Annotated in this window: 17 protein-coding genes; 7 read left to right on the top strand and 10 right to left on the bottom strand. The window is 68.1% G+C overall.

Annotation, left to right across the window (positions count from 1 at the left end):
- Positions 1 to 8: 8 nt before the first annotated feature.
- Positions 9 to 1,112: a uroporphyrinogen decarboxylase gene (hemE, locus tag AC4BAR_RS00210; RefSeq protein WP_490625813.1), complete on the top strand. Its 1,104-nt coding sequence runs from the start codon at positions 9 to 11 to the stop codon at positions 1,110 to 1,112.
- Positions 1,113 to 1,573: 461 nt separating this feature from the next.
- On the top strand, positions 1,574 to 3,667 hold the full coding sequence (gene priA, locus AC4BAR_RS00205; protein ID WP_490625812.1) for a replication restart helicase PriA: 2,094 nt from the start codon (positions 1,574 to 1,576) through the stop codon (positions 3,665 to 3,667).
- Positions 3,668 to 3,851: 184 nt separating this feature from the next.
- On the opposite strand, the gene AC4BAR_RS00200 is transcribed toward priA, so the two are convergent.
- Positions 3,852 to 4,817: an AEC family transporter gene (locus AC4BAR_RS00200; protein WP_490625811.1), complete on the bottom strand. Its 966-nt coding sequence runs from the start codon at positions 4,815 to 4,817 to the stop codon at positions 3,852 to 3,854.
- A 106-nt stretch (positions 4,818 to 4,923) separates the two neighbouring features.
- Here AC4BAR_RS00200 and AC4BAR_RS00195 point away from each other — a divergent pair, with 106 nt between their 5' ends.
- The 3 genes from AC4BAR_RS00195 (at position 4,924) to AC4BAR_RS00185 (ending at position 8,795) form a co-directional block, all read left to right on the top strand.
- On the top strand, positions 4,924 to 7,050 hold the full coding sequence (locus tag AC4BAR_RS00195) for an ATP-dependent helicase (RefSeq protein ID WP_490625810.1): 2,127 nt from the start codon (positions 4,924 to 4,926) through the stop codon (positions 7,048 to 7,050).
- Between the two features lie 73 nt (positions 7,051 to 7,123).
- Positions 7,124 to 8,254 carry a phospholipase A gene (locus tag AC4BAR_RS00190; RefSeq protein ID WP_490625809.1) on the top strand — a complete coding sequence of 377 codons (1,131 nt, stop codon included), beginning with the start codon at positions 7,124 to 7,126 and terminating at the stop codon, positions 8,252 to 8,254.
- Positions 8,255 to 8,273: 19 nt separating this feature from the next.
- Positions 8,274 to 8,795 (top strand): Mpo1 family 2-hydroxy fatty acid dioxygenase, encoded by a 522-nt coding sequence (locus tag AC4BAR_RS00185; protein ID WP_490625808.1) that lies wholly within the window; start codon positions 8,274 to 8,276, stop codon positions 8,793 to 8,795.
- Between the two features lie 6 nt (positions 8,796 to 8,801).
- On the opposite strand, the gene AC4BAR_RS00180 is transcribed toward AC4BAR_RS00185, so the two are convergent.
- The 6 genes from AC4BAR_RS00180 to AC4BAR_RS00155 are packed head-to-tail and all read right to left on the bottom strand — an operon-like array spanning position 8,802 to position 15,680.
- Entirely contained in the window at positions 8,802 to 9,680 is an 879-nt protein-coding gene (locus AC4BAR_RS00180) for an HpcH/HpaI aldolase/citrate lyase family protein (protein WP_490625807.1), read from the bottom strand.
- 4 nt (positions 9,681 to 9,684) lie between these two features.
- Positions 9,685 to 10,158 carry a MaoC family dehydratase gene (locus tag AC4BAR_RS00175; protein WP_490625806.1) on the bottom strand — a complete coding sequence of 158 codons (474 nt, stop codon included), beginning with the start codon at positions 10,156 to 10,158 and terminating at the stop codon, positions 9,685 to 9,687.
- 20 nt (positions 10,159 to 10,178) lie between these two features.
- Positions 10,179 to 12,197 (bottom strand): acetyl/propionyl/methylcrotonyl-CoA carboxylase subunit alpha, encoded by a 2,019-nt coding sequence (locus AC4BAR_RS00170; protein WP_490625805.1) that lies wholly within the window; start codon positions 12,195 to 12,197, stop codon positions 10,179 to 10,181.
- A gap of 4 nt (positions 12,198 to 12,201) precedes the next feature.
- Entirely contained in the window at positions 12,202 to 13,800 is a 1,599-nt protein-coding gene (locus AC4BAR_RS00165; protein ID WP_490625804.1) for an acyl-CoA carboxylase subunit beta, read from the bottom strand.
- A 48-nt stretch (positions 13,801 to 13,848) separates the two neighbouring features.
- The gene (locus AC4BAR_RS00160) at positions 13,849 to 14,502 is read right to left on the bottom strand and encodes a TetR/AcrR family transcriptional regulator (RefSeq protein WP_490625803.1); all 654 of its coding nucleotides are present in this window, start codon (positions 14,500 to 14,502) and stop codon (positions 13,849 to 13,851) included.
- An 11-nt stretch (positions 14,503 to 14,513) separates the two neighbouring features.
- A complete protein-coding gene (locus tag AC4BAR_RS00155; RefSeq protein ID WP_490625802.1) occupies positions 14,514 to 15,680 on the bottom strand; it encodes an acyl-CoA dehydrogenase family protein in 1,167 nt (388 codons plus the stop codon).
- 82 nt (positions 15,681 to 15,762) lie between these two features.
- Here AC4BAR_RS00155 and AC4BAR_RS00150 point away from each other — a divergent pair, with 82 nt between their 5' ends.
- Positions 15,763 to 17,025 (top strand): NRAMP family divalent metal transporter, encoded by a 1,263-nt coding sequence (locus tag AC4BAR_RS00150; RefSeq protein ID WP_490625801.1) that lies wholly within the window; start codon positions 15,763 to 15,765, stop codon positions 17,023 to 17,025.
- A gap of 6 nt (positions 17,026 to 17,031) precedes the next feature.
- On the opposite strand, the gene AC4BAR_RS00145 is transcribed toward AC4BAR_RS00150, so the two are convergent.
- The 3 genes from AC4BAR_RS00145 to AC4BAR_RS00135 all read right to left on the bottom strand — a co-directional run bounded on the left by AC4BAR_RS00145 (position 17,032) and on the right by AC4BAR_RS00135 (position 20,517).
- Positions 17,032 to 17,346: a hypothetical protein gene (locus AC4BAR_RS00145; protein ID WP_490625800.1), complete on the bottom strand. Its 315-nt coding sequence runs from the start codon at positions 17,344 to 17,346 to the stop codon at positions 17,032 to 17,034.
- Positions 17,347 to 17,454: 108 nt separating this feature from the next.
- Positions 17,455 to 19,281: a diguanylate cyclase domain-containing protein gene (locus AC4BAR_RS00140; protein WP_490625799.1), complete on the bottom strand. Its 1,827-nt coding sequence runs from the start codon at positions 19,279 to 19,281 to the stop codon at positions 17,455 to 17,457.
- A 195-nt stretch (positions 19,282 to 19,476) separates the two neighbouring features.
- A complete protein-coding gene (locus AC4BAR_RS00135) occupies positions 19,477 to 20,517 on the bottom strand; it encodes a LysR family transcriptional regulator (protein ID WP_490625798.1) in 1,041 nt (346 codons plus the stop codon).
- 87 nt (positions 20,518 to 20,604) lie between these two features.
- Here AC4BAR_RS00135 and AC4BAR_RS00130 point away from each other — a divergent pair, with 87 nt between their 5' ends.
- Positions 20,605 to 21,579: a Bug family tripartite tricarboxylate transporter substrate binding protein gene (locus AC4BAR_RS00130; protein ID WP_490625797.1), complete on the top strand. Its 975-nt coding sequence runs from the start codon at positions 20,605 to 20,607 to the stop codon at positions 21,577 to 21,579.
- Positions 21,580 to 21,594 lie beyond the last annotated feature (15 nt).

The raw sequence follows: 21,594 nt of genomic DNA, 5'->3' as shown, positions 1-21,594 counted from the left end.
CTCTCCCCATGACCGCTTCATCCGCCTTCGCCCCCCTGCAAAACGACCGTTTTCTGCGCGCCTGCTGGCGCCAGGCCACCGACCACACCCCCGTGTGGCTGATGCGCCAGGCTGGCCGCTACCTGCCCGAGTACTGCGCCACCCGGGCCAAGGCGGGCAGCTTCATGGGCCTGGCCACCAACACCGATTTCGCCACCGAGGTCACGCTGCAGCCGCTGGAGCGCTACCCGCTGGACGCGGCCATTCTGTTCAGCGACATCCTGACCGTCCCAGACGCCATGGGCCTGGGCCTGAGCTTTGCGCAGGGCGAGGGCCCGCGCTTCGCCACACCGGTGCGTGACGAGGCCGCGGTGGCCCGGCTCGAAGTGCCCGACATGGCCAAGCTGCAGTACGTGTTTGACGCCGTCACCTCCATCCGCAAGGCCTTGAACGGCCGGGTGCCGCTGATCGGTTTCTCCGGCAGCCCCTGGACGCTGGCCTGCTACATGGTCGAGGGCAAGGGCTCGGACGACTACCGGCTGGTCAAGACCATGCTGTACAGCCGCCCCGACCTGATGCACAAGATGCTGCAGGTCAATGCCGACGCGGTGGCGCTCTACCTCAACACCCAGATCGAGGCCGGTGCCCAGGCGGTGATGATTTTTGACAGCTGGGGCGGCGTGCTGGCCGACGGCGCCTTCCAGAAGTTCAGCCTGGCCTACACCGCCCGGGTGCTGGCGCAGCTGAAGAAGGAACACAACGGCCAGCGCATTCCCCGCCTGGTTTTCACCAAAGGCGGTGGCCTGTGGCTTGAGGAAATGGGTGGACTGGACTGCGAGGTGCTGGGCCTGGACTGGACCGTCAACCTCGGCCAGGCCCGTGCCCGCGTGGGCGGTCACAAGGCGCTGCAAGGCAACATCGACCCCAATGTGTTGTTTGCCCCGCCGGCGCAGATCCAGGCCGAGGTGGCCAAGGTGCTGGAGAGTTTCGGTGTGCCCCACACCGACCCCAGCCAGACCGGCCCCACCCACATCTTCAATCTGGGCCATGGCATCAGCCAGTACACCCCGCCCGAGCATGTGGCGGCCCTGGTGGAGGCGGTGCACACCTACTCGCGCCGCATGCGGGCCTGAGCGGCGCGCCCGGCGGCCCCGCCCACAAACGCTGGGTGGGGCGCTACAAAATTGAGATCAAGCGTGACAAATCTCACACTTCAAGCGTCGTCCGCCGAACCCGGCGCGGCGATTTGAGGTGGTTTTTTTCACGCTTGTCCAGTGGTGAATATTCCCATGGCACTTGACTTATGCACAAAAGTTGGGATGCGGCGGTGCAACAAGGTGCCAGCGGACCGCCCATCGCTACAAAAGCTGTAGCGACGCTAAGTGCTTGATTCATATGGGTTTCACAGACTGCTTGATTTGAGGGCATTTTGTCCAAAGCCTTGATTGACAAGGCTTTGGCGCCGCCGCCGACAAGCTATCAACAAAGTTATCCACAGAAAAACTGAACTTCAGCGAAAACCCATTCAAATCAGCCACTTACAAGTGTTTCCGCAAGTTGACCTGAAGAACTCCCGCTAAGCGACCCGTTGCCCATGCCCGTCCACGCCCAGATCGCCGTCCAGTTGCCCGCCCACAGCGCGCTGGGCGGCCTGCTGACCTACGAAAGTGAGTTGCCACTCGCGTCGGGAACGCTGGTGCGCGTGCCCCTGGGCTCGCGCGAGGTGCTGGGGGTGGTGTGGGAACACACAGACAGTGAGGGCCCGGCCGGGGTGGATGACGGCCTGCGGCCGGTGGGCACCATTTTGGACGGCATCGCCCCGCTGTCCGACACCTGGCGGCATTTGGTGGCTTTCGCTGCGGCGTATTACCAACGCGCGCTGGGCGAGGTGGCGGTGGCCGCCTTGCCGCCGGCGCTGCGCGACCTGGACGCCACCCAGTTGGCCCGCCGGCTCAAACGCCTGGCCAAGGCCCAGCAGGCCGGCGCCGCTCCCGCCGCCCGGCCCGCCGGCCCGGCGCTGACGCCCGAGCAGGCCGAGGTGCTGGCCCAGATGGCGGCCCAGCCCGGGCCGTTTCTGCTGTTTGGTGCCACCGGCAGCGGCAAGACCGAGGTCTATCTGCAGGCTGTGGCCCGGCTGCTGGCGGCCGACCCGGCGGCCCAGGCGCTGGTGATGGTGCCGGAGATCAACCTGACACCGCAGCTGGAGGCCCGCTTTGCCGAACGTTTCGGCGCCGACACGGTGGTGTCGCAACACAGCGGCATGACACCGCCGCAGCGGCTGCAAAGCTGGCTGGCCGCCCACCAGGGCGCGGCCCGCATCGTGCTGGGCACCCGGATGGCGGTGTTTGTGTCGCTGCCCCGGCTGCGGCTGATCGTGGTCGACGAGGAACACGACCCCAGCTACAAACAACAGGACGGTGCCCGTTACTCGGCGCGCGACCTGGCGGTTTACCGTGCCCAGCTGGAAAGCAAAACCGCGCCCTGCCAGGTGCTGCTGGGTTCGGCCACGCCTTCGCTGGAAAGCTGGCACCACAGCCGGCCGGCGGCCGAGGGCGGCCGTTATGTGCGGCTGGCCATGCCCAGCCGGGTCGGCGACGGCGCCTGGCCCCAGGTGAAACTGGTCGACATGCGGCTGCAGCCGCGCAAAACGGTGTTTGCCCCGGCGCTGCTGGCGGCCATCGCCGACTGCGTGGCCCGGAACGAGCAGGCGCTGGTGTTTCTGAACCGGCGCGGCTATGCCCCGGTGCTGCACTGCGCCGGCTGCGGCTGGAAAAGCGACTGCCCGCATTGCAGCGCCTGGCGGGTCTTCCACAAGCTGGACCGCACGCTGCGCTGCCACCATTGCGGCATGACCGAGCGGGTGCCGCGCGCCTGCCCGGCCTGTGGCGACCCCGACATCGTGCCGCTGGGCCAGGGCACGGAGCAGCTCGAAGAACAGCTGGGCCAGCTGCTGGCCGGCCTGTTGCGGCCCGACGGCAGCCCGGTGCGGGTGGCCCGCATCGACGCCGACAGCACCCGGGCCAAGGGCGAGCTGGCAGCCCAGCTGGCCCAGGTCCATGCCGGTGCGGTGGACGTGCTGGTGGGCACACAGATGATTGCCAAGGGCCATGATTTCCGGCGCATCGGCCTGGTGGCCGCCGTCAACCCCGACGGTGCGTTGTTCTCCAGCGACTTCCGCGCCGCCGAGCGGCTGTTCGCGTTGCTGATGCAGGCCGCCGGCCGGGCTGGCCGCGACGCCGCCCGCAGCGGCCAGAGCCAGGTCTGGCTGCAAACCCACCACCCCGATCACCCGCTGTTTGCCGCGCTGCGCCGCCACGACTATCCTGGTTTTGCCGCCCAGCAGCTCGAAGAACGGGCTATGGCCAGCGTGCCGCCCTTCAGCTTCCAGGCCCTGGTGCGCACCGACGCCCGCAGCCAAGAGGTGGCCCAGGCCTTTCTGAACGCCGCCAGCCGGGCCGCCGACCACCTGGCCGGCGCCGACCAGGTGGTGCGCTACCCCTCGGTGCCGATGGCTGTGCAGCGGGTGGCCAACGTGGAGCGGGCGCAGATGCTGGTGGAGGCCGCGTCCCGCCCGGCGCTGCAGCGTTTTCTGGCGGCCTGGCAGGCGGTGCTGCACGAAGAGCGTCGCCGGCCCGAACACAAGGGGGTGCTGCGCTGGGCGATTGATGTGGACCCGCTGGCCATTTAAGCCCCCACGCTCGCGCACTGCGTGTCGCTCGCTGGACGTACCGCTGCGAGACGCAGCGGTTCTTCGGGCTGTCCAAGCCTGCGCAGGCAGGCTTGGAGCCGCAGCCCTCAGCCCCGAGGGGGCCGCACTTCGCCTTGGGGCGGTCCGGCGGCAAAACCGCCCTGTGCACCACCTGCGGGCAGCGCTAAGCCAACAAAGCCACCACCGCCGAGAAACTGAAAAACGCCACCGCGGTGGTGATGAGGATGATGCGGGCGATGCGGCCGTTGTCGGCGCCGAAGCGCTCGGCCAGCATGGCCACGTTGCTGGCGCTGGGCAGGGCGGCCAGCAGCACCAGCACCTTCAAACTGAATGGCGCCAGCGCCAGGCCGGCGGCGATGGCCGCCGTGCCCGCGCCCCACACCAGCAGCGGATGGCCCACCAGCTTGGCCAGCACCACCGGCCACAGGTCGCGCGCAGCGGTGGCGGCGCGGGCGCCGCTGGCCGTCAACATCTGCGAACGGGCCAGCACCGCGCCGATGGTGAACAGCGCCACCGGTGAGGCGGCGTCGGCCAGCAGGCCCACCGTCTGCGTGACAGGCGCCGGCAGCTGCACCTGCAGCGCCGAGGCCAGGCTGCCCAGCAGAATCGCCCAGGGCATGGGGTTGCGGGCCACGCCAGCCAGCGCCTGGCGGGCCGCCACCGCCGCGCCATGGCTTCCGGCGCCATCCAGCCGCGACAGTGCGATGCACAGCGAAGAGACGATCACCATGTCGACCACCAGGGTCACGATGATGGGCCCCACCGCCGCCTTGCCCAGCAGGGCCACCAGCAGCGGCACGCCCATGAAACCGGTGTTGGGAAACACCGCCACCAGGCCGCCAAAGGCCGCGTCGTTCCAGCGGATGCGGGGGTTCAGGCTGAAGGCCACCACCGCGGCCAGCAACACCAGCGAACAAGCCAGGTACAGGCCCAGCACCCGGGCGTCCAGCAATTCAGCGATCGGCGTGGTGGCGCCAAAGCGGTACAGCATGCAGGGCAATGCAAAGTACAACACGAAGGTGTTCAGGCCGGGGATGGCGTCCAGCGGCAGCAGCCGGCCGCGGCCGGCCACAAAACCGGCCAGCACCAGCGCAAAAAAGGGAAAAGTGACGCTCAGGATCTGCAGCACCGGCCTATTGTCAGGCCAGGCGTCTGCCGGGGCCCGGGGTGGCTATGATGGGCCGCCCGCCCCGCTGCGGCCTCCGCGTTCCCCCTGTCCCTGTGCCCTCCCCCTGATGTCTGCTGTCCCCCGCCTTGACCTGTCCGGCCTGAACCTGGCCCAACAAGAAGCCGTGAACTACATGAGTGGCCCCTGCCTGGTGCTGGCTGGCGCCGGCTCGGGCAAGACCCGGGTCATCACGCAGAAGATCGGCCGGCTGATCCAGGCCGGCCTGCCGGCCAGCCGCATTGCCGCCATCACCTTCACCAACAAGGCCGCGGCCGAGATGCGCGAGCGCGCCAAGGGCCTGATTGGCCGCGCCGCCAAGGAGGTGCTGGTCTGCACCTTCCACGCGCTGGGTGTGCGCATGCTCAGGCAAGACGGCGCGGTGCTGGGCCTGAAACCGCAGTTCAGCATCCTCGACAGCGACGACGTCACCAGTCTGATCAAGGACTGCGGCGGCGGGGTCGACGCGGCCACCGCCCGCCAGTACCAGTGGGCCATCAGCCTGTGGAAAAACATGGGGCTGAACGCCGCCCAGGCCGACGCCCAGGCCAAAGACGACAACGAACGCATCACCGCCCGCATCATGGCGCTGTACGAGGAGCGGCTGGCGGCCTACCAGAGCGTGGACTTCGACGACCTGATCGGCCTGCCCTTGAAACTGCTGGCCGAGCACGCCGAGGTGCGCGAGAAATGGCAGGCCCAGCTGGGCCATGTGCTGGTGGACGAGTACCAGGACACCAACGCCACCCAGTACGAGGTGCTCAAGCACCTGGTGGGTGAGCGGGGCCGCTTCACCGCGGTGGGCGACGATGACCAGAGCATTTACGGCTGGCGCGGCGCCACGCTGGACAACCTGCGCAAGCTGCCGATTGACTTCCCGCAGCTCAAGGTGGTCAAGCTGGAGCAGAACTACCGCTCCACCAACGCCATCCTGCGCGCGGCCAACAACGTCATCGGCCCGAATCCCAAGCTGTTCCCGAAAAAGCTGTTCAGCGAGCTGGGCGAGGGCGAGCCGGTGCGGGTGGTGGACGCCGACAACGAAGAGCACGAGGCCGAGCGCGCGGTGGCCCGCATCCAGAGCATCCGCGCCGGTGCCGCACCCACCGCCGGGCCGCCGCGCATAGAGCTGAAGGACTTTGCGGTGCTGTACCGCGCCAACCACCAGGCCCGGGTGTTCGAGCAGGCGCTGCGCAAGGCCAACATCCCGTACAAGGTGTCGGGTGGCCAGAGCTTTTTTGACCGCGCCGAAATCAAGGACCTGTGCGCCTGGTTCCGGCTCTGGGTCAATAACGACGACGACCCGGCCTTTCTGCGCGCGGTGACCACGCCCAAACGCGGCATCGGCCACCAGACGCTGCAGCAGCTGGGCGCCTTTGCCAGCCGCTACAAGCTGAGCCTGTTCGAGGCGCTGTTCAGCAACTCGCTGGCCAGCGTGCTGCCGGCCCGCGCGGTGGGCAGCCTGCACGAGTTCGGCCGCTTTGTGAACGACCTGGAGTTCCGCGCCCGCCACACCAGCGGCGCCGAGGACGGGCTGGCCTTTCTGATGCAGTGGCTGAAGGATATCGACTACGAGAAACACCTCTACGACGGCGAAGACAGCGAGAAGCTGGCCGCCGCCCGCTGGACCAATGTGATGGACTTCTGCGACTGGATGGCCAAACGCTGCGGTGGCGAGATCGACGACGCCGCCGGCGTCAGCCTGGGCACGGAGAAGAAAAGCCTGCTGGAGGTGGCGCAGACCATCTCGCTGCTGTCCACCATCAGTGAGCGCGAGCAAGACCAGAACGTGGTGACCCTGTCCACGCTGCACGCCTCCAAGGGCCTGGAATGGCCGCATGTGATGCTGGTCGGCGTGACCGAGGGCATGCTGCCCTTCAAGCTGGGCGACGACGGCGACAGCCCGCTGGACGGCGCGGCGCAGGAAAGCATTCTGCAAAAGCTGCAGGAAGAGCGCCGGCTGATGTATGTGGGCATCACCCGGGCCCAGCACACGCTGGCGGTGAGCTGGACCAAGAAGCGCAAAAAAGGCCGCGACATGGTGGCCGCCAAACCCAGCCGCTTCATTGCCGAAATGGCGCTGGACCAGGCCACGGTGAAGGAAAATCCGCGCGAGAAACTCAAGGCCTTGCGGGCCGAGTTTGCCCAGCGCGCCACGGCCTCGCAGCTGGCCCAGACCCAGCGCGAAGGCGGCGGCTGAGGCCAGCCCCACGCACCCACCACCCACCCGAAAGCCCTTGCCCATGCGTCCCCACCCTGCTTTCGCCCTCCCCATGTTGATGCTGATCAGCGGCCTGCTGCTGGCCGCTGGCCCCACCCAGGCCCAAGGCACACCGGCCGCCGCCGCGACCGGCTGGCAGGCCTGCACCGCTCTGGCCAGCGACGACGCCGACCGGCTGGCCTGTTTTGACCGCTGGGCCCGCGGCCAGGCCGCCGCCCCGGCCGCCACCGCCGCGCTGTCTGCGCCAGCGGCGGCAGCCCCTGCCATGGCGACCAAGGAGCCGGCGCCGGTGGTGATCAAGCTGACGCTGCAGGACGGGTGCAAAAACGAGGCCTATTCGCGGCTGTCGCGCTTCTGGGAACTGGAGTCGGACACCGACTGCGGCAATTTCGGGCTGCGCGGCTTCCGGCCGCTGAGCCTGTCGGCCATCCAGGGCAGCAGCATCAACGGCCAGCCCACCTCGGCCTCGCCCACCAACAACGCCAGCACGGCCCAGCCCTACAACCGGCACGAAACCCGCATCCAGCTGTCGGTGCGGACCAAGATCGCCAAGGACATCCTGACCGGCGACCACCCGCGGCTGAAAGACTCGCTGTGGTTTGCCTACACCCAGCAGTCGTACTGGCAGCTGTTCAACCCCCATTTGTCGCGGCCCTTCCGCAACACCGACCACGAGCCCGAAGTCATTTACGCCTACCCCAGCGAGGCCCAGCTGCCCGGTGGCTGGCAGCTGCGTTACACCGGCGTGGGGCTGGTGCACCAGTCCAACGGCCAGACGCTGCCGCTGTCACGCAGCTGGAACCGCAGCTATTTGATGGCCGGCCTGGAAAAAGACAAACGCTTCACGCTGCAGGGCAAGGTCTGGCGCCGGGTGCCCGAAAACCCGGCCAACGACGACAACCCCGACATCAGCAACTACGTGGGCCGGGCCGAGGTGACGGGGATGTGGAACGTCAACCGCGACAACACCCTGGGCCTGACGGTGCGCCACAGCCTGCGCGCCGACACCCGCGGCTCGGCACGCCTGGAGTGGCTGAGTGCGCTGGGCAACGACGGCGCCCACGCCAACCTGAGCAGCCTGCGCCTGCACACGCAGATTTTCAGCGGCTACGGCGACAGTTTGCTAGATTACAACCGTCGCCGCACCGTGCTGAGCGTCGGGCTCAGCCTGGTGGACTGGTGACACCGTTCGGAGCGCACCGATGAAAACACTGACCGACCAGCTCGCCCAGTACGCGGCCTACCACCGCGACCGGCGCAACATCGCCACCCATTTCGTTGGCATTCCCATGATCGTGGTGGCGGTGGCCACGCTGCTGTCACGCCCCGGCCTGGACGCGGCGGGCTGGCTGACGCCCGCACTGCTCGTCACCAGCCTGACGGTGGCCTACTACCTGCTGCTGGACCTGCGCTTTGGCTTGGCCATGGCGGTGGCCATGGGCGCGGCGCTGTGGGTGGGCCAGGCGCTGGCGGCGCAAAGCACCGCCCTGTGGCTGGGCGGCGGCATCGGCCTGTTCGTGGTGGGCTGGGTGCTGCAGTTCATCGGCCACTACTACGAAGGCAAGAAGCCCGCGTTTGTGGACGACCTGGTCGGCCTGGTCATCGGCCCGTTGTTCGTGCTGGCCGAGGCCGCTTTCGCGCTGGGCCTGCGCGACGCCGAGCGGCAACGCATCGAGGCCCGGGTCGGCCCGACCCACATCCGCCAGCGCCCGGCCCAGGCCTGAGGCGTTTCAGCGGGCGGCGGCGAGGATGCGCCGCGCCGCGTTCAAATGCGGCTGGTCCACCATGGTGCCCCGCACCCGGCCCGAGGCCTTGGCGCCGTCTTGCAACTCCGCCACCACCTCCTGGGCCCAGGCGATGTCGTCGTCAGCCGGCCGCAGGGCCTCGTGAATGACCGCAATCTGCGCCGGGTGGATGGCGGCCTTGGCCGAAAAGCCCAGCGCCGCATGGGCGCGCGTTTCCGCCGCCAGGCCCTCGGGGTCGTCGAGCCGGGTGTAAACCGCGTCGATGGCCGGAATGCCACAGGCATGGCTGGCCAGCAAGGCGCCGTCGCGGGCCTGCAGCGCCGGCGACAGGTACTGGCCCTGGGCGTCGCGCAGGCTGCGCACCCCCAAGGCCGCGGCCAGGTCTTCGGCGCCCCACAAAATGCCAGCCAGCCGTCCCATGGGGTGCTGGAAGCTGTGCAGGCGCTGCATGCCTCGGGCGGTTTCGGTGGCAATCGCCATCACCAGCACCGAGCGGTTGGGCCAGCCGGCACGGCGCTCGACCTCGGTCAGCACCTTGTCGACCCACAGCAGGTCGTCCATGCCTTCGCACTTGGGCAGCACGATGCCGGTGGGCCGGCCCTTGGCCACCACCAGCAGGTCGTCCAGGTGGTGGAAGCTGGTCAGCGGATTGACCCGCACCCAGGCCGGCACGGGGGGTGGCGAATCCGCCAGCCACTGGCCCACGGCCTCGCGGGCGGCGGCCTTCTCAGCCACCGGCACGCTGTCTTCCAGGTCCAGGATCAGCGCGTCGGCGCCGCTGGCGGCCGCCTTGGCAAAACGCTCCGGCCGGTTGCCTGGCACAAACAAATAGGAGCGGGCGAACGGAACTTGGGGCGCGTCCATGGCCTCAGGCCGCCTGCGCCGGGGCGTGGGCGATGCGCTTGTGCATCAGCGCCTGGCGCACACAAATGGCCACCACCTGCTGGTGCTGGTTGTGCGCCACATGCTCGAACTCCACGATGCCGGCGGTGGGCCGCGATGCGCTCTCGCGCAGCGAGCGCACGGTGGTGGTGATGTGGATGGTGTCGCCGTGGAACAGCGGCTTGGGAAAGCGCACGTCGGTCATGCCCAGGTTGGCGATGGTGGTGCCCAGCGTGGTGTCGTTGACTGTCATGCCGATCATCAGGCCCAGCGTGAACAGGCTGTTGACCAGGGGCTTGCCGAACTCGGTGCGCGAGGCGAAGTCGTGGTCGATGTGCAGCGGCTGCACGTTCAGCGTGAGGCAGGAAAACAGCGTGTTGTCCGACTCGGTGATGGTGCGGCCCCAGGGGTGTTTGAACACCTGGCCCGCCTGGAATTCCTCAAAGTACAAACCGGCCATGTCGTCCTCCTTGTTGTGTTTCAGGCCTCGGCCACATTCTCGGTGGCGGGCTCGATGTCGATCAACAGCTGGCCCTGGGCCACGATGTCGCCCAGGCCCACATGCAGGCCGCGCACGGTGCCCGACACCGGCGCACAGAGCTGGTGGTAGAGCTTCATGGCCTCCAGCGTCAGCACCGCGTCACCGGCCTGCACCCGGTCGCCGGCCCGCACCACCAGCTCGGAAATCCGGCCCGGCAGCGCGGCCGACAGCTGGTTGCCCTGGCTTTGGGCGCTGCGCGCCTTCAGGCTGTGGGCCAGGTCATGCTCGACCTCCCAGACCCGGCTCTGGCCGGCGGCCCAGCTGAACCAGCGGCCGCCAGCGGCGACCACATGGACGTCGGTGCGGGCACCGCTGGCGTTCGACACCGCCACCCAGCCATCGCTGGCGTCGCCCACCACCCAAGCCTGCAGCGCCGGCTGGTCGGTGGCCCAGCAGCGGCCGTCGCTCAACATCAAAGCCACCGCCTCGCGGGCCTGGGCCGACACGTCGTGCAGCTGCAGGCCCAGCGCCGCGCCGCGACCCACGGGAGCCGTGAGGCGAAAGCTGCGCAGCGCGCCCCACACCGGCGCGGCCAGCGGCTGGCGGGCGGCCCACAGCGCGGCCACCGCCAGGCGGTGGGCCTGCTGCTGCGCGGCATCGGTCACCGGGCCGTCGGTGAAATGGGTGTCCAGAAAGCGGGTGGTCAGCACCGCGTCGAAACCCGGGTGCTGCAGGATTTGCAGCAGCAGCGCGGCGTTGGTGCGCACCCCCTCGATGCGCAGCCCGGCCACACCGGCCTGCACCCGGGCCTTGGCCTCGGCCCGGCTGGCGCCGAAACCGATCACCTTGGCCAGCATGGAGTCGTAGTAAGGCGTGACCTCGCTGCCGGCGTGCAGGCCGCTGTCGATGCGCACCCCGGGCTGTTGCGTCGGCTCGGCATAGCCCATCAGCGGCCCCAAGCTGGCGCGGAAATCATGTTCCGGCTCTTCGGCGTTGAGCCGGCATTCGATGGCCCAGCCGCTGCGCTGAATCGCGTCCTGCGCCAGCGGCAGCGGCTCGCCCGCGGCCACCCGCAACTGCCATTCCACCAGGTCGATGCCGGTGGTCAGCTCGGTCACCGGGTGCTCGACCTGCAGCCGGGTGTTGACCTCCAGAAAGTAAGGTGTGTCGCCCGCGTCGGCGTCCAGCACAAACTCCACCGTGCCGGCGTTGTCGTAGGCCATGACGCAGCCCATGCGCAGCGCGGCCTCGTACAGCTTCGCGGCCACCGCCGTGGGCAGGTGGTTGGCCGGGGCCTCTTCAATCACCTTCTGAAAGCGGCGCTGGATCGAGCATTCGCGCTCGAACAAATGCACCAGCCCACCGTGGCGGTCGCCCACCAGCTGCACCTCCAGGTGGCGCGGGTTGACGATGTATTTTTCCAGCAGCACCCGCTCGTCGCCAAAGGCCGCCAGGGCCTCCTTGCGGGCCAGGGTCAGCAGCGCGTCGAACTCGTCGGCCGCATTGACGCGGCGCATGCCTTTGCCACCGCCACCGGCGCTGGCCTTGATCAGCAGCGGGAAGCCGATGCGCAAGGCCTCGGCGTGCAACCGGGTGGGCGACTGGTCGTCTTCGTCGTAGCCGGGCACACAAACCACACCGGCGGCGCGGGCCATGCGTTTGCTCTCGATCTTGGAGCCCATGGCGGCGATGGCTTGGCGGTTGGGGCCGACAAAAGCCAGGCCATGGGCGACGCAGGCGTCGATCAGCTCCAGCTTCTCCGACAGAAAACCGTAGCCGGGGTGGATGGCCTGGGCGCCGCTGGACAGCGCCGCAGCAATGATGTGATCGGCCCGCAAATACGACTCGCTGGCGCTGGCGCCGCCGATGGCCACCGCATAGTCGGCCTCGGCCACATGGCGGGCGCCGGCGTCGGCCTCGGAGTACACCGCCACCGTCTCGATGCCCAGCCGGCGGCAGGTGCGGATGACGCGGCAGGCGATTTCGCCTCTGTTTGCAATCAGGATTCTTTTGAACATCGCGTCACATCCTGAACACAGGGGAAGGGCCGGTGGCCCGGGGTTGGCCCTGGGCCAGCAGCTGCAGGCACAGGCCCAGCACGTCGCGGGTCTGGGCCGGTTCGATGATGCCGTCGTCCCACAGCCGGGCGGTGGCGTAGTAGGGGTCACTCTGGCGGGTGAACTGCTCGGTGGTTTCGCGGGCCAGCGCGGCCAGCTCGTCGTCGGCGCCCCCGCCTTTCAACGAGCCCTTGCGCAGCTCGGTCAGCACCGTGGTGGCAACCTCAGGGCTCATGGTGGCGATGCGCGAGTTGGGCCAGGCGAACAAAAAGCTGGGCGCAAAACCACGGCCACACATGCCGTAGTTGCCGGCGCCGTAAGAGCCGCCAATCAGCACGGTGAGGCGCGGCACCCGGGCGGTGGCCATGGCGTAGACCAGCTTGGCCGAGTGCTTGGCGATGCCGCCGCGCTCGGCCTCGGTGCCGACCATGAAGCCAGTGATGTTCTGCAAGAACAGCAGCGGAATGCCGCGCTGGTTGCACAGCTCGATGAAGTGCGCGCCCTTGACCGACGACTCGGAAAACAGCACACCGTTGTTGGCGAGGATGCCCACCGGGTGGCCATGCAGGTGGGCCATGGCACAGACCAGGGTGGCGCCGTACTCGGGCTTGAACTCCTGCAGCGCGCTGTCGTCCACCAAACGCATCAGCACCTCGCGCACGTCGTAGGGCTGTTTCAGGTCGGCACCGACGATGCCGGGAATCTCGTCGGCGCTGAAGCGCGGCGGCACCACCTCACGCGCCGGGCCGGCATGGGGGCGCGGCATGTTGAGGTGGCGCACGATCTGGCGCAGCTTGGCCAGGGCCTGGCGCTCGTCGGCGGCCAGGTAGTCGGTGACGCCGGACACGCGGGTGTGCATGCCGGCGCCGCCCAGGGTTTCGCCGTCCACCACCTCGTTGATGGCAGCCTTGACGATGGGCGGGCCGCCCAGGTGGATGCGGCCCGTGCCTTCCACAATGATGGCCTCGTCCGACAGCGCCGGGATGTAGGCGCCGCCGGCCGTGCAGCCACCGAACACCGCAGACAGCTGCGGCAGGCCCTCGGCGCTCATTCGGCACTGGTTGTAGAAGGTGGTGCCGAAATGGCCCCAGTCGGGAAACACCTCGTCCTGCTGCGGCAAATAGGCGCCGCCGCAGTCCACCAGGTAGAGGCAGGGCAGGCGATTCTGCTGCGCGATTTCCTGCGCCCGCACATGCTTGCGCACGGTTTCCTTGAAGAAGCTGCCGCCCTTCACCGTGGCATCGTTGGCGATCACCATGCAGTGCTGGCCTTCAACCAGACCGATGCCGGCCACCGCGCCGGCCGACGGCACCTCGTTGTTGTACAGCCCCCAGCCGGCCAGCGGCGCAATTTCCAGAAACGGCGAGCCGACGTCGAGCAGCAGGTCGATGCGTTCGCGCACCGGCAGCTTGCCGCGCGCAATGTGGCGCTGCATCAGCTTGTCGCCGCCGCCGCGCACGGCCCAGGCCATGCGCGCGCGCAAGGTGGCCACCATGGCTTGGTAGGCCTCGGTGTTGCGCCGGTAAGCGTCGCTGCGGGGGTTGAGGGTGGAGACCGGGGTCATCGCGGGGGCTTTCTCGGGGGGCGGCGCAGGGCCGCACACAAAAAGGGTTCAGGGTGCAGCGGCGGGCTGGGGCTGCAGGCCGTGGGCAATCAGGTCGGCCAGCTCGCTGGCCACCACCGGCAGGCCGGACCGGCGTTCGTCGTACCACTCGGTGGCCCAGTTCATCGCGCCGAACAGGTAGAACACCGTGCGCTGCAGGTCCGGGCCCTGGCGGATGGCGCCGCGCTGCTGCAGCGTGCCCAGCAGGTCACGCCAGTAGCGCTCGTAGCGCCGGCGCAGGTCGCGGTGGCCGTCGCGCACATGCTCGGGCACCTGGCCCAGGATGCGGATGTTGGCCGAGGTGAAATCATGGGCATGCAACAGGCCGCGGAAATGGGCCTCGATGGCGCAGCTGAGCGTGGCCGACAGGCTGGCGTCGGGCGGCAAGGCCTCCACCGCTGCCTTCACCGCGTCGAAGACCCGCTGCACACCGATGTGCAAGACCTCAGCCACGATGGCGTCCTTGGACGCAAAGTGGTAGTAGATGCTGCCGGCCTGCATGCCACACTGGCTGGCAATGGCCCGCAGCGTGGTGGCCGCATAGCCCTCGTGGCGGAACAGCCGGGCGGCGGTGTCCAGGATCAGCTGGCGCGAGTCGGCACTGGCCACCACAGCGATGCTGGCCTTGGCGAGCGCCGGCGGCGCAGATTTGACGGCGGGCACCGGCGTCTCCTTCAGCGCATGCGCTTGGCAATTTCGTCCAGCATCACCTCGGTGGCGCCGCCGCCGATGGACTGGATGCGGGCGTCGCGCGCCATGCGCTCGATGGCCGACTCGCGCATGTAGCCCATGCCGCCATGGAACTGCAGGCAGTCGTACATCACCTCGTTGACCAGCTCGCCGCACAGCGCCTTCAGCATCGAGGCCTCGGCCACCACCTGGTGGCCTTGGGCGTCGCGCCAGGCGGTGTTGTAGATCAAGGCCTTGGCCGCCTCGACCCGCGCGCTCAGCATGGCCAGGCGGTGGCGGATGGCCTGTTTGTCCCACAGCGTGGCGTTGAAGGCCTTGCGCTGGGTGACCCAGTCCATGGTCAGCTCGATGGCCTTACTGGCCTCGCCCATGGCCTGGGCGGCCAACACGATGCGCTCGTTCTGCAAGTTCTTCATCAGCGCGTAAAAGCCCTTGTGCTCTTCGCCCAGCAGGTTGGCCAGCGGAATGCGGCAGTTGTCGAAGGCCAGCTCGGCGGTGTCGCTGGACAGCCAGCCGTGCTTCTTCAGTGGCCGGGCCACGCTGAAGCCCGGCGCGCCCTTCTCGACGATGAACATCGAGATCTGGTGGTTGCGGCCGGGCTCACCGGTTTTGGCGGCCACGAAATAGATGTCGCCGTGCACGCCGTTGGTGATGTAGGTCTTGGCGCCGTTCAGCACCCAGTGCTCGCCGTCGCGGCGGGCGGTGGTGCGCATGGAGGCCAGGTCGGAGCCGGCGTCGGGTTCGGTCATGGCCACCACGGCGATGCGCTGGCCCGCCACGATGTCGGGCATCAGGCGCTGCTTTTGCTCGGCCGTGCCGGCGTGGTGCAGGTGGGGCGCGGCCATGTCGGTGTGGACCAGCGCGGTGATGGCAAAGCCGCCAAAGGTCGAGCGGCCCAGCTCCTCGCCATAGACCACGGTGGACAACGTGTCCAGCTCGCTGCCGCCATAGGCCGCCTCGAAGCGGATGCCCAGCAGGCCTAAAGCGCCCATCTCACGCAGCACCTCGCGCGGCACCATGCCCTGGTCTTCCCAGGCCTCGGCGTGGGGCAACACCCGATCGTCGACAAAGCGGCGAATGGTTTCGCGCAGCATCTCGTGCTCGGGCGTGAAGTAGGGAAATTTCTCGTGCAGCGGGGTGGTGGCGGGCATGGCGGTTGGTTACCTAACAAATGTTTGGTAGATTAAAGCACAAGCACGGTGGGCCGTCCATGGCCGTGCTAGCCTGTCAGCCATGTTCAAACGCCTGCCCGCCTTTCTCCGCCATGTCGGACCGGGGGTGGTCACCGGGGCGGCCGACGACGACCCGTCTGGCATCGCCACCTACACCCAGGCCGGCGCCCAGTTCGGCACCGGCCTGGTGTGGACGGTGTTTCTGTCCCTGCCCTTCATGATTGCCATCCAGCTGGTCAGCGCCCGCATCGGCCGCGTCACCGGCAAGGGGCTGGCCGCCAACCTGCGCGAGCACACGCCCAGGCCGTTTCTGGTGGCCATCGTGGCCTTGCTGGTAGTGGCCAACACCATCAACATCGCGGCCGACATCGCCGCCATGGGCGAGTCGATGCGGCTGGTGGTGGGCGGCAGCATGCGCATGCACGCGGTGGCGATTGGCGTGCTCACCGTGCTGCTGCAGGTGTTTGTGCCCTATCGCAAGCTGGCGCCCCTCCTGAAATGGCTGACGCTGTTTCTGTTTGCCTATGTGGTCGCGGTGTTCATGGTGCAGGTGCCCTGGCTGCAGGTGCTGCATGACCTGGTGCTGCCCCAGCTGCAATGGACGTCGAGCTATTGGATGATGGTGGTGGCGCTGCTGGGCACCACCATCTCACCCTATTTGTTCTTCTGGCAGGCCTCGCAGGAGGTGGAGGAACTGCGGCTGAAGGGCCCCGGCCACCAGGGCGAGGCCGAGATCCGGCAAGACCTGCAACGCGTCAAGCGCGACACCGTGACCGGCATGGTGTTCTCCAACGCCGTCGCCTTTTTCATCATGGTGCTGGGCGCGGTGGTGTTGTACGCCGCCGGCATCCGCGACATCACCTCGGCCGCCCAGGCGGCCCAGGCTTTGCGGCCGCTGGCTGGCGACTTTGCCTTTGCGCTGTTTGCCGGCGGGGTCATCGCCACCGGCCTGCTGGCCGTGCCGGTGCTGGCCTCGTCGGCCGCCTACGCGGTCGCCGAGGCCTTTGCCTGGCCGGAAGGCCTGGAGCGGCACTGGTTCGAGGCCAAGCGCTTTTACGCCATCATCACCATTGCCACCGTGGTGGGCACCGGGCTGGACTTCACGTCCATCGACCCGATCCGGGCACTCTACTGGAGTGCGGTGATCAACGGCGTGGTGGCCGTGCCCATCATGGTGGGGTTGATGCTTCTAGCGAGCAAAAAGTCGGTGATGGGGCGCTTCACCTCTGGCCTCAAAACCACCTGGTTTGGCTGGGGCGGCGCGGTGGTCATGGCACTGGCCGTGCTGATGATGTTGTGGGACCTGGTGCTGCCGGCCCCTTGACGCGGCTCAGTAGATGGGCAGGCTGTCCAGCGCCAGCGCCGACCGGCCGGTGGGGAAGCAGGCGTCAAAACACCGGGTGCAGCTGCTGCAGTACAAATGGGTGCGCAGCACGTTCTGGTGGCGCAAGACCAGCTGCAACGGCAAACCACACTGGGGACAGGTTTCGCGCATCTGACCATAGGGCGTGACCTCGTCGGCCAGGAAGCCGGTTTCTGTCCAGACGCCCTTGACCACCTGGTCGGGCGGCAACTCCCGCAACACCAATGGCGGCTGACCGGGCCTGCGCTGCTCCGACGCCGGGTTCTGGGTGGGGCTGTTCACGTTGCACCTCCATGGGCGCCATCCACCGATGACCCGGCTGGCCGATCCGCCGTGGTGGCGTGTGCCGCGAATCATGGGAGCGGCCATCTGGGCTGGCCTTGAGGTGGATCAAGTGCCGGCCACGGTGCCGGTGCTTGCCGCGGATTTCCGTGCATATGTCCGGGCCTGGCCGCGCCAACGCAGGTCGGGGCCGGGTGACGGCGGCGCCGGCAGCATGCCGTTGAAGTCGGGGTTGGTGGGACCAGGCCAGATCTGCTGGGCCGGCATGGCGATGAAACGCGGTTCGGGCAGGGCCTGCTTGCGCCTGGCCTTGACCGCGTACATCCGGGTGTCGGCCCGCTGAATCAGGGCGTCGATGTCAGGTACCGCGGCGTCCCACACCGCCCAGCCCACCGAGGCCGAGGGCAACTCCTCGGCCTGGGCCATCAGCGCCAGGATGCGGTCCTGGGTCAAGGCCAGGGTCTGCGGCATGCCGATCTCATGGTCCAACACCGCCAGCACGAATTCATCCCCGCCCCAGCGCCCCGCCACATGGCGCCCCCCCGACACGGTGTTCAGGATCATCCCGACGCGGGCCAGCAAGGCATCGCCGGCACGGTGGCCCTGCCGGTCGTTGACCGCCTTCAGCCCGTCGACGTCAATGAACATCAAGCCTATGGTCAGGTGGTTTTGTGCCAGCGCCTCGACCCGCAGCGCGTCCACCTGCTGGAAAAAGGCCTTGCGCCCCACCAGCCCGGTGAGCTTGTCCACCAGGGCCTCGTCGCGCTCCCGCGTCAGGTGCCGGTTCTGGTGCTGGGTGCGGCTGAGCTGGTCGCCGACACGGCGCTTCTTGTGGTGGGCCTCCACCAGCGAGTGGGCCATGTCGTCAAGCTCACGGATGTGGATGGGCGGCACCTGGGCCTCATCGCCGTTGGCGATCCGGTCCACCGCCTCCACCACCCGGGCAATCCAGGCCTCCAGGTAGCGGCCGGTGGCCACCACGATCAGCAGGGTGGCGGCAAACACCAGCAGGCTCACCAGGCCCAGCATGCTCAGCAAGCTGCCCAACGGGGCGGCAATGTTCTCCTCCGGCACCCCTATCGCCAGCGTCCATGCAAAATCGGGAATTCGCTCGGCGTAGGCCACCGAAGGCAGGCCTTCCTTGGTGACGATGGGCACCTGCCCGGTCTTGCGGGCGGCCAGAAATTCGTGCATTGCTGGCGCCACCGGCGTACCCACGTACTGCTCGGCGCCCGCGTTGCGGGCCACCAGGTTGAGGTTTTGGTCGACGATGGCGACGCGCCAGGATTCGGGCAACTTTTGCTGCTTCAACAGCGTGCTGAGCGAGTCGGAGGTCAGCACCATGAACAAACAATGGGCCAACGTACCATCGGCGGCCACCACCGGCACCCCCAGCGCCACCACGTTCTTGCCGGTGTAGGGGCCGACAAAGACGCCGGAGACGGCTGGCCTGCCGGTGATGAAGATGGTCTCCGTCATGCGGCTGCTGGGGGGCTTGGCCAACACCGTGCCAAAAGGTTTGGAGGTCATGAAGACCATGGTTCGGTCGGCGGCCATCAGGCCGATGCCGGTCAGGCCTGGCATTTTCTTGGCCACCCGCTCGGCATGCTCGTAGAGCTCCTGCAGGTTGCCGCGCCGGGCCGCATCCGAGGTGGCCAGCGATTCGAGGTAACCCAGGCCGGTGTGCAGCCGGGTGCTGACGGCCAGGGCCCCGGCTTCCGAACGCTGGGCCAGTTCCATTTCGATGGACGCCCGGCGGACCTCGTGGATTTGGATGATTTCAAACGCCGACAGGCCGAGGATGGGGATCATCAGGCCCAGGCACACAAGCAGCATCCAGCGCCGGATGCCGGGCTTGGGATGCTGGTCGGCGCGGCGCCGTCCGAAAGACGGTGCATCACCGGGGGTGTTGGCCTGTGAAGCCGGAGAGATCATGTCTCGCTGCCCTGATGTCGGGCGCGCTGTCTCCACAGACCGCCTACCCAGGTTCAAACAATAAGGCGGGTCTGAGCGTCGAATGGCTCAAGAAGGCGGGGATTTCTTGCCCAATTCACCTCAGAGTGTGAGAAATTTCACGCTTGGCGCCCTCATGAAAAACGCCGCCGCGGTCAGGGCGGGGCCTCAGGGCCCTCAGCCCGCGCCCCCAAAGCGCACGGTGGCCGAGGCGCGCCCGTAACCGCGGCGGTGCCAGGCGGGCACCTCCAGCGAGGGCGGCCGGGTGGACAGCTCGGCCTCCAAGCCGCACTGCGCCAGCAACTGACCGACGAAATCAATGAACAGGCGGGCGCGTGGGTTGCGCCGGGCGCTGCCCCGGTAGAGCACATTGGTGGGCGGCCCGCCGAGCACCTCCCAGTCCCTGAGCACCGGCACCAGGCGGCCGGTCTGCAGGTGGGCGCGGGTGGTGAGCTCGGTGAACCGGCCCACGCCCTCGCCACGCAGCACGGCATTCATGATCACCTCGCGGGCGTTGCTCAGCAGCCAGCCGTTGACCCGCACCGAGCGCTGCTCCGGGCCGCGCGCGAACTCCCACAGGTCGATCACGATGCCCACCGGGTTGCGCATGGTCAGGCAGTCGTGGCTGACCAGGTCCTGGGGGTCGGCGGGAATGCCATGGGTGGCCCAGTAGTCCGGGGCGGCGGCAATCAGGCTGCGGGTCATGCCCAGCCGACGGTGCACCCAGTCCTGGGTGCCCTCGGGCCAGCCGTGCAACAGCACCACCTCGGCAGCCTGGGCATCCGGGTCGCCCAGGCGATGCACCGTTCGGAGGTCAAGCTGGATCTCCGGGTACTTGGCTCGGAACACCGGCAGGGCTGGTATCACGATGTGGTGCAGCAGTTGCTCGTGGGCCGCCACCACCAAGGTGCCACTGGGCCGGCTGCGGGCCCGCTTCAGCGAGTCTTCCACCGCCAGCAACTGGTTCAGCATCGGACGGCAGCAGTCCAGGTACTCGGCACCGCCGGCAGCCAAACGCACGCCTCGCGGATGGCGCTCCAGCAGCGGGGCCCCGAGTGAGCGCTCCAGCGCGCCAAGCAGTTTTTGCACCGCTGGCACGCTGACCTCCAGGCGCCTGGCCGCACCGGCCAGACTGCCCTCCTCAACCGCCGCGATGAAGTACTGAATGGCGCGCAGTTTGTCCATGGCCAGCCGCTCCAGGGTTAACTTTTGGTTCATGCGGATTGTTGCCCAAGGCATATGGCCTCCGCAATGGCGGCCTTCTATAGTCGGTTCAACCCATTGCAATCCATCCGGGAGACTTCCATGACATTCAGGTCGGTGCTGCTGCTGTCAGCCATGGCTGTGCTGGCCACAGACCCTCATCACGCCACCGCCCAAAGCCTGGACAAATACCCCAGCCGCGTGGTGCGCATCGTGGTGCCGACACCGGCCGGCGGCCCGTCGGACAACGCCGCCAGGCTGGTGGCCCAGGCCCTGGCGCCGCTGTGGGGCCAGCAGGTAGTGGTGGACAACAAACCGGGGGCCAGCGGCGCCATTGCGGCCCAGGCGGTGGTGGGTGCGGCAGCCGATGGTTACACGCTGCTGTGGGCGCAGTCTTCGCTGGCTGGCCTGCCTTTGCTGCAGGCCAATGCCCCGTTCAAGGACCTGGGCGAGCTGGCCCCGGTGGTCCCGGTGCTGAATTTTGGCTATGCCCTGTTTGCCAACAAGGACCTGCCGGTGAGTTCGCTGGGCGAGTTGGTGGCTTACAGCAAAAAGCACCCGGGCCAGCTCAACTACGCCACCGGCACACTGGGTGAATACATGGCGGGTGTACAGGTGCTCAAGGCCACCGGCATCGAGGCCACCCGCGTGCCCTACAAGGGCGGCGCCCAATTGATGCCCGACCTGATGTCCGGCGTGGTGCAGCTCAATGCCGGGCCCCTCTCCAGCGGCCAGGCCCATGCCAAGGCGGGCAAACTGAAGGTGCTGGCGACGCTGATGCCGCAACGCAGCCCGCTGCTGCCCGAGGTGCCCACCCTGGCAGAGCTGGGTTTTTCCGCCCAGGCCCTGCCGTCATGGAACGGCCTGTTTGCCCCAGCGCACACCCCGCGCGAGGTGACCCACAAGATTGCCCGTGATGTGTCCCAGCTGCTGCAAACCCCCGCGCTCCGCGCCGCCTTGCAGCAACAAGGCGCCCAGGCCCTGGGCGGAACACCCGACCAGCTGCAGCAAGCCACACTCAAGGCCACCGAGACCTGGCGGCAGTTTGTGCGTGAGCATGACATTGCCAGCGAGTGAGCCCGGTGCGGCCAA

The organism is Rhodoferax sp. SPJ4 (genome assembly GCF_058216275.1).
This window is presented reverse-complemented; position numbering and strand designations above follow the sequence as displayed.

Coding starts and splice junctions, on each gene's coding strand:
- AC4BAR_RS00135 (WP_490625798.1), bottom strand. CDS start 20,517: ATGAACCAAAAGTTAACCCTGGAGCGGCTGGCCATGGACAAACTGCGC.
- AC4BAR_RS00180 (WP_490625807.1), bottom strand. CDS start 9,680: ATGGACGCGCCCCAAGTTCCGTTCGCCCGCTCCTATTTGTTTGTGCCA.
- AC4BAR_RS00185 (WP_490625808.1), top strand. CDS start 8,274: ATGAAAACACTGACCGACCAGCTCGCCCAGTACGCGGCCTACCACCGC.
- AC4BAR_RS00190 (WP_490625809.1), top strand. CDS start 7,124: ATGTTGATGCTGATCAGCGGCCTGCTGCTGGCCGCTGGCCCCACCCAG.
- priA (WP_490625812.1), top strand. CDS start 1,574: ATGCCCGTCCACGCCCAGATCGCCGTCCAGTTGCCCGCCCACAGCGCG.
- AC4BAR_RS00140 (WP_490625799.1), bottom strand. CDS start 19,281: ATGATCTCTCCGGCTTCACAGGCCAACACCCCCGGTGATGCACCGTCT.
- AC4BAR_RS00165 (WP_490625804.1), bottom strand. CDS start 13,800: ATGACCCCGGTCTCCACCCTCAACCCCCGCAGCGACGCTTACCGGCGC.
- AC4BAR_RS00170 (WP_490625805.1), bottom strand. CDS start 12,197: ATGTTCAAAAGAATCCTGATTGCAAACAGAGGCGAAATCGCCTGCCGC.
- AC4BAR_RS00130 (WP_490625797.1), top strand. CDS start 20,605: ATGACATTCAGGTCGGTGCTGCTGCTGTCAGCCATGGCTGTGCTGGCC.
- AC4BAR_RS00150 (WP_490625801.1), top strand. CDS start 15,763: ATGTTCAAACGCCTGCCCGCCTTTCTCCGCCATGTCGGACCGGGGGTG.
- hemE (WP_490625813.1), top strand. CDS start 9: ATGACCGCTTCATCCGCCTTCGCCCCCCTGCAAAACGACCGTTTTCTG.
- AC4BAR_RS00175 (WP_490625806.1), bottom strand. CDS start 10,158: ATGGCCGGTTTGTACTTTGAGGAATTCCAGGCGGGCCAGGTGTTCAAA.
- AC4BAR_RS00155 (WP_490625802.1), bottom strand. CDS start 15,680: ATGCCCGCCACCACCCCGCTGCACGAGAAATTTCCCTACTTCACGCCC.
- AC4BAR_RS00195 (WP_490625810.1), top strand. CDS start 4,924: ATGTCTGCTGTCCCCCGCCTTGACCTGTCCGGCCTGAACCTGGCCCAA.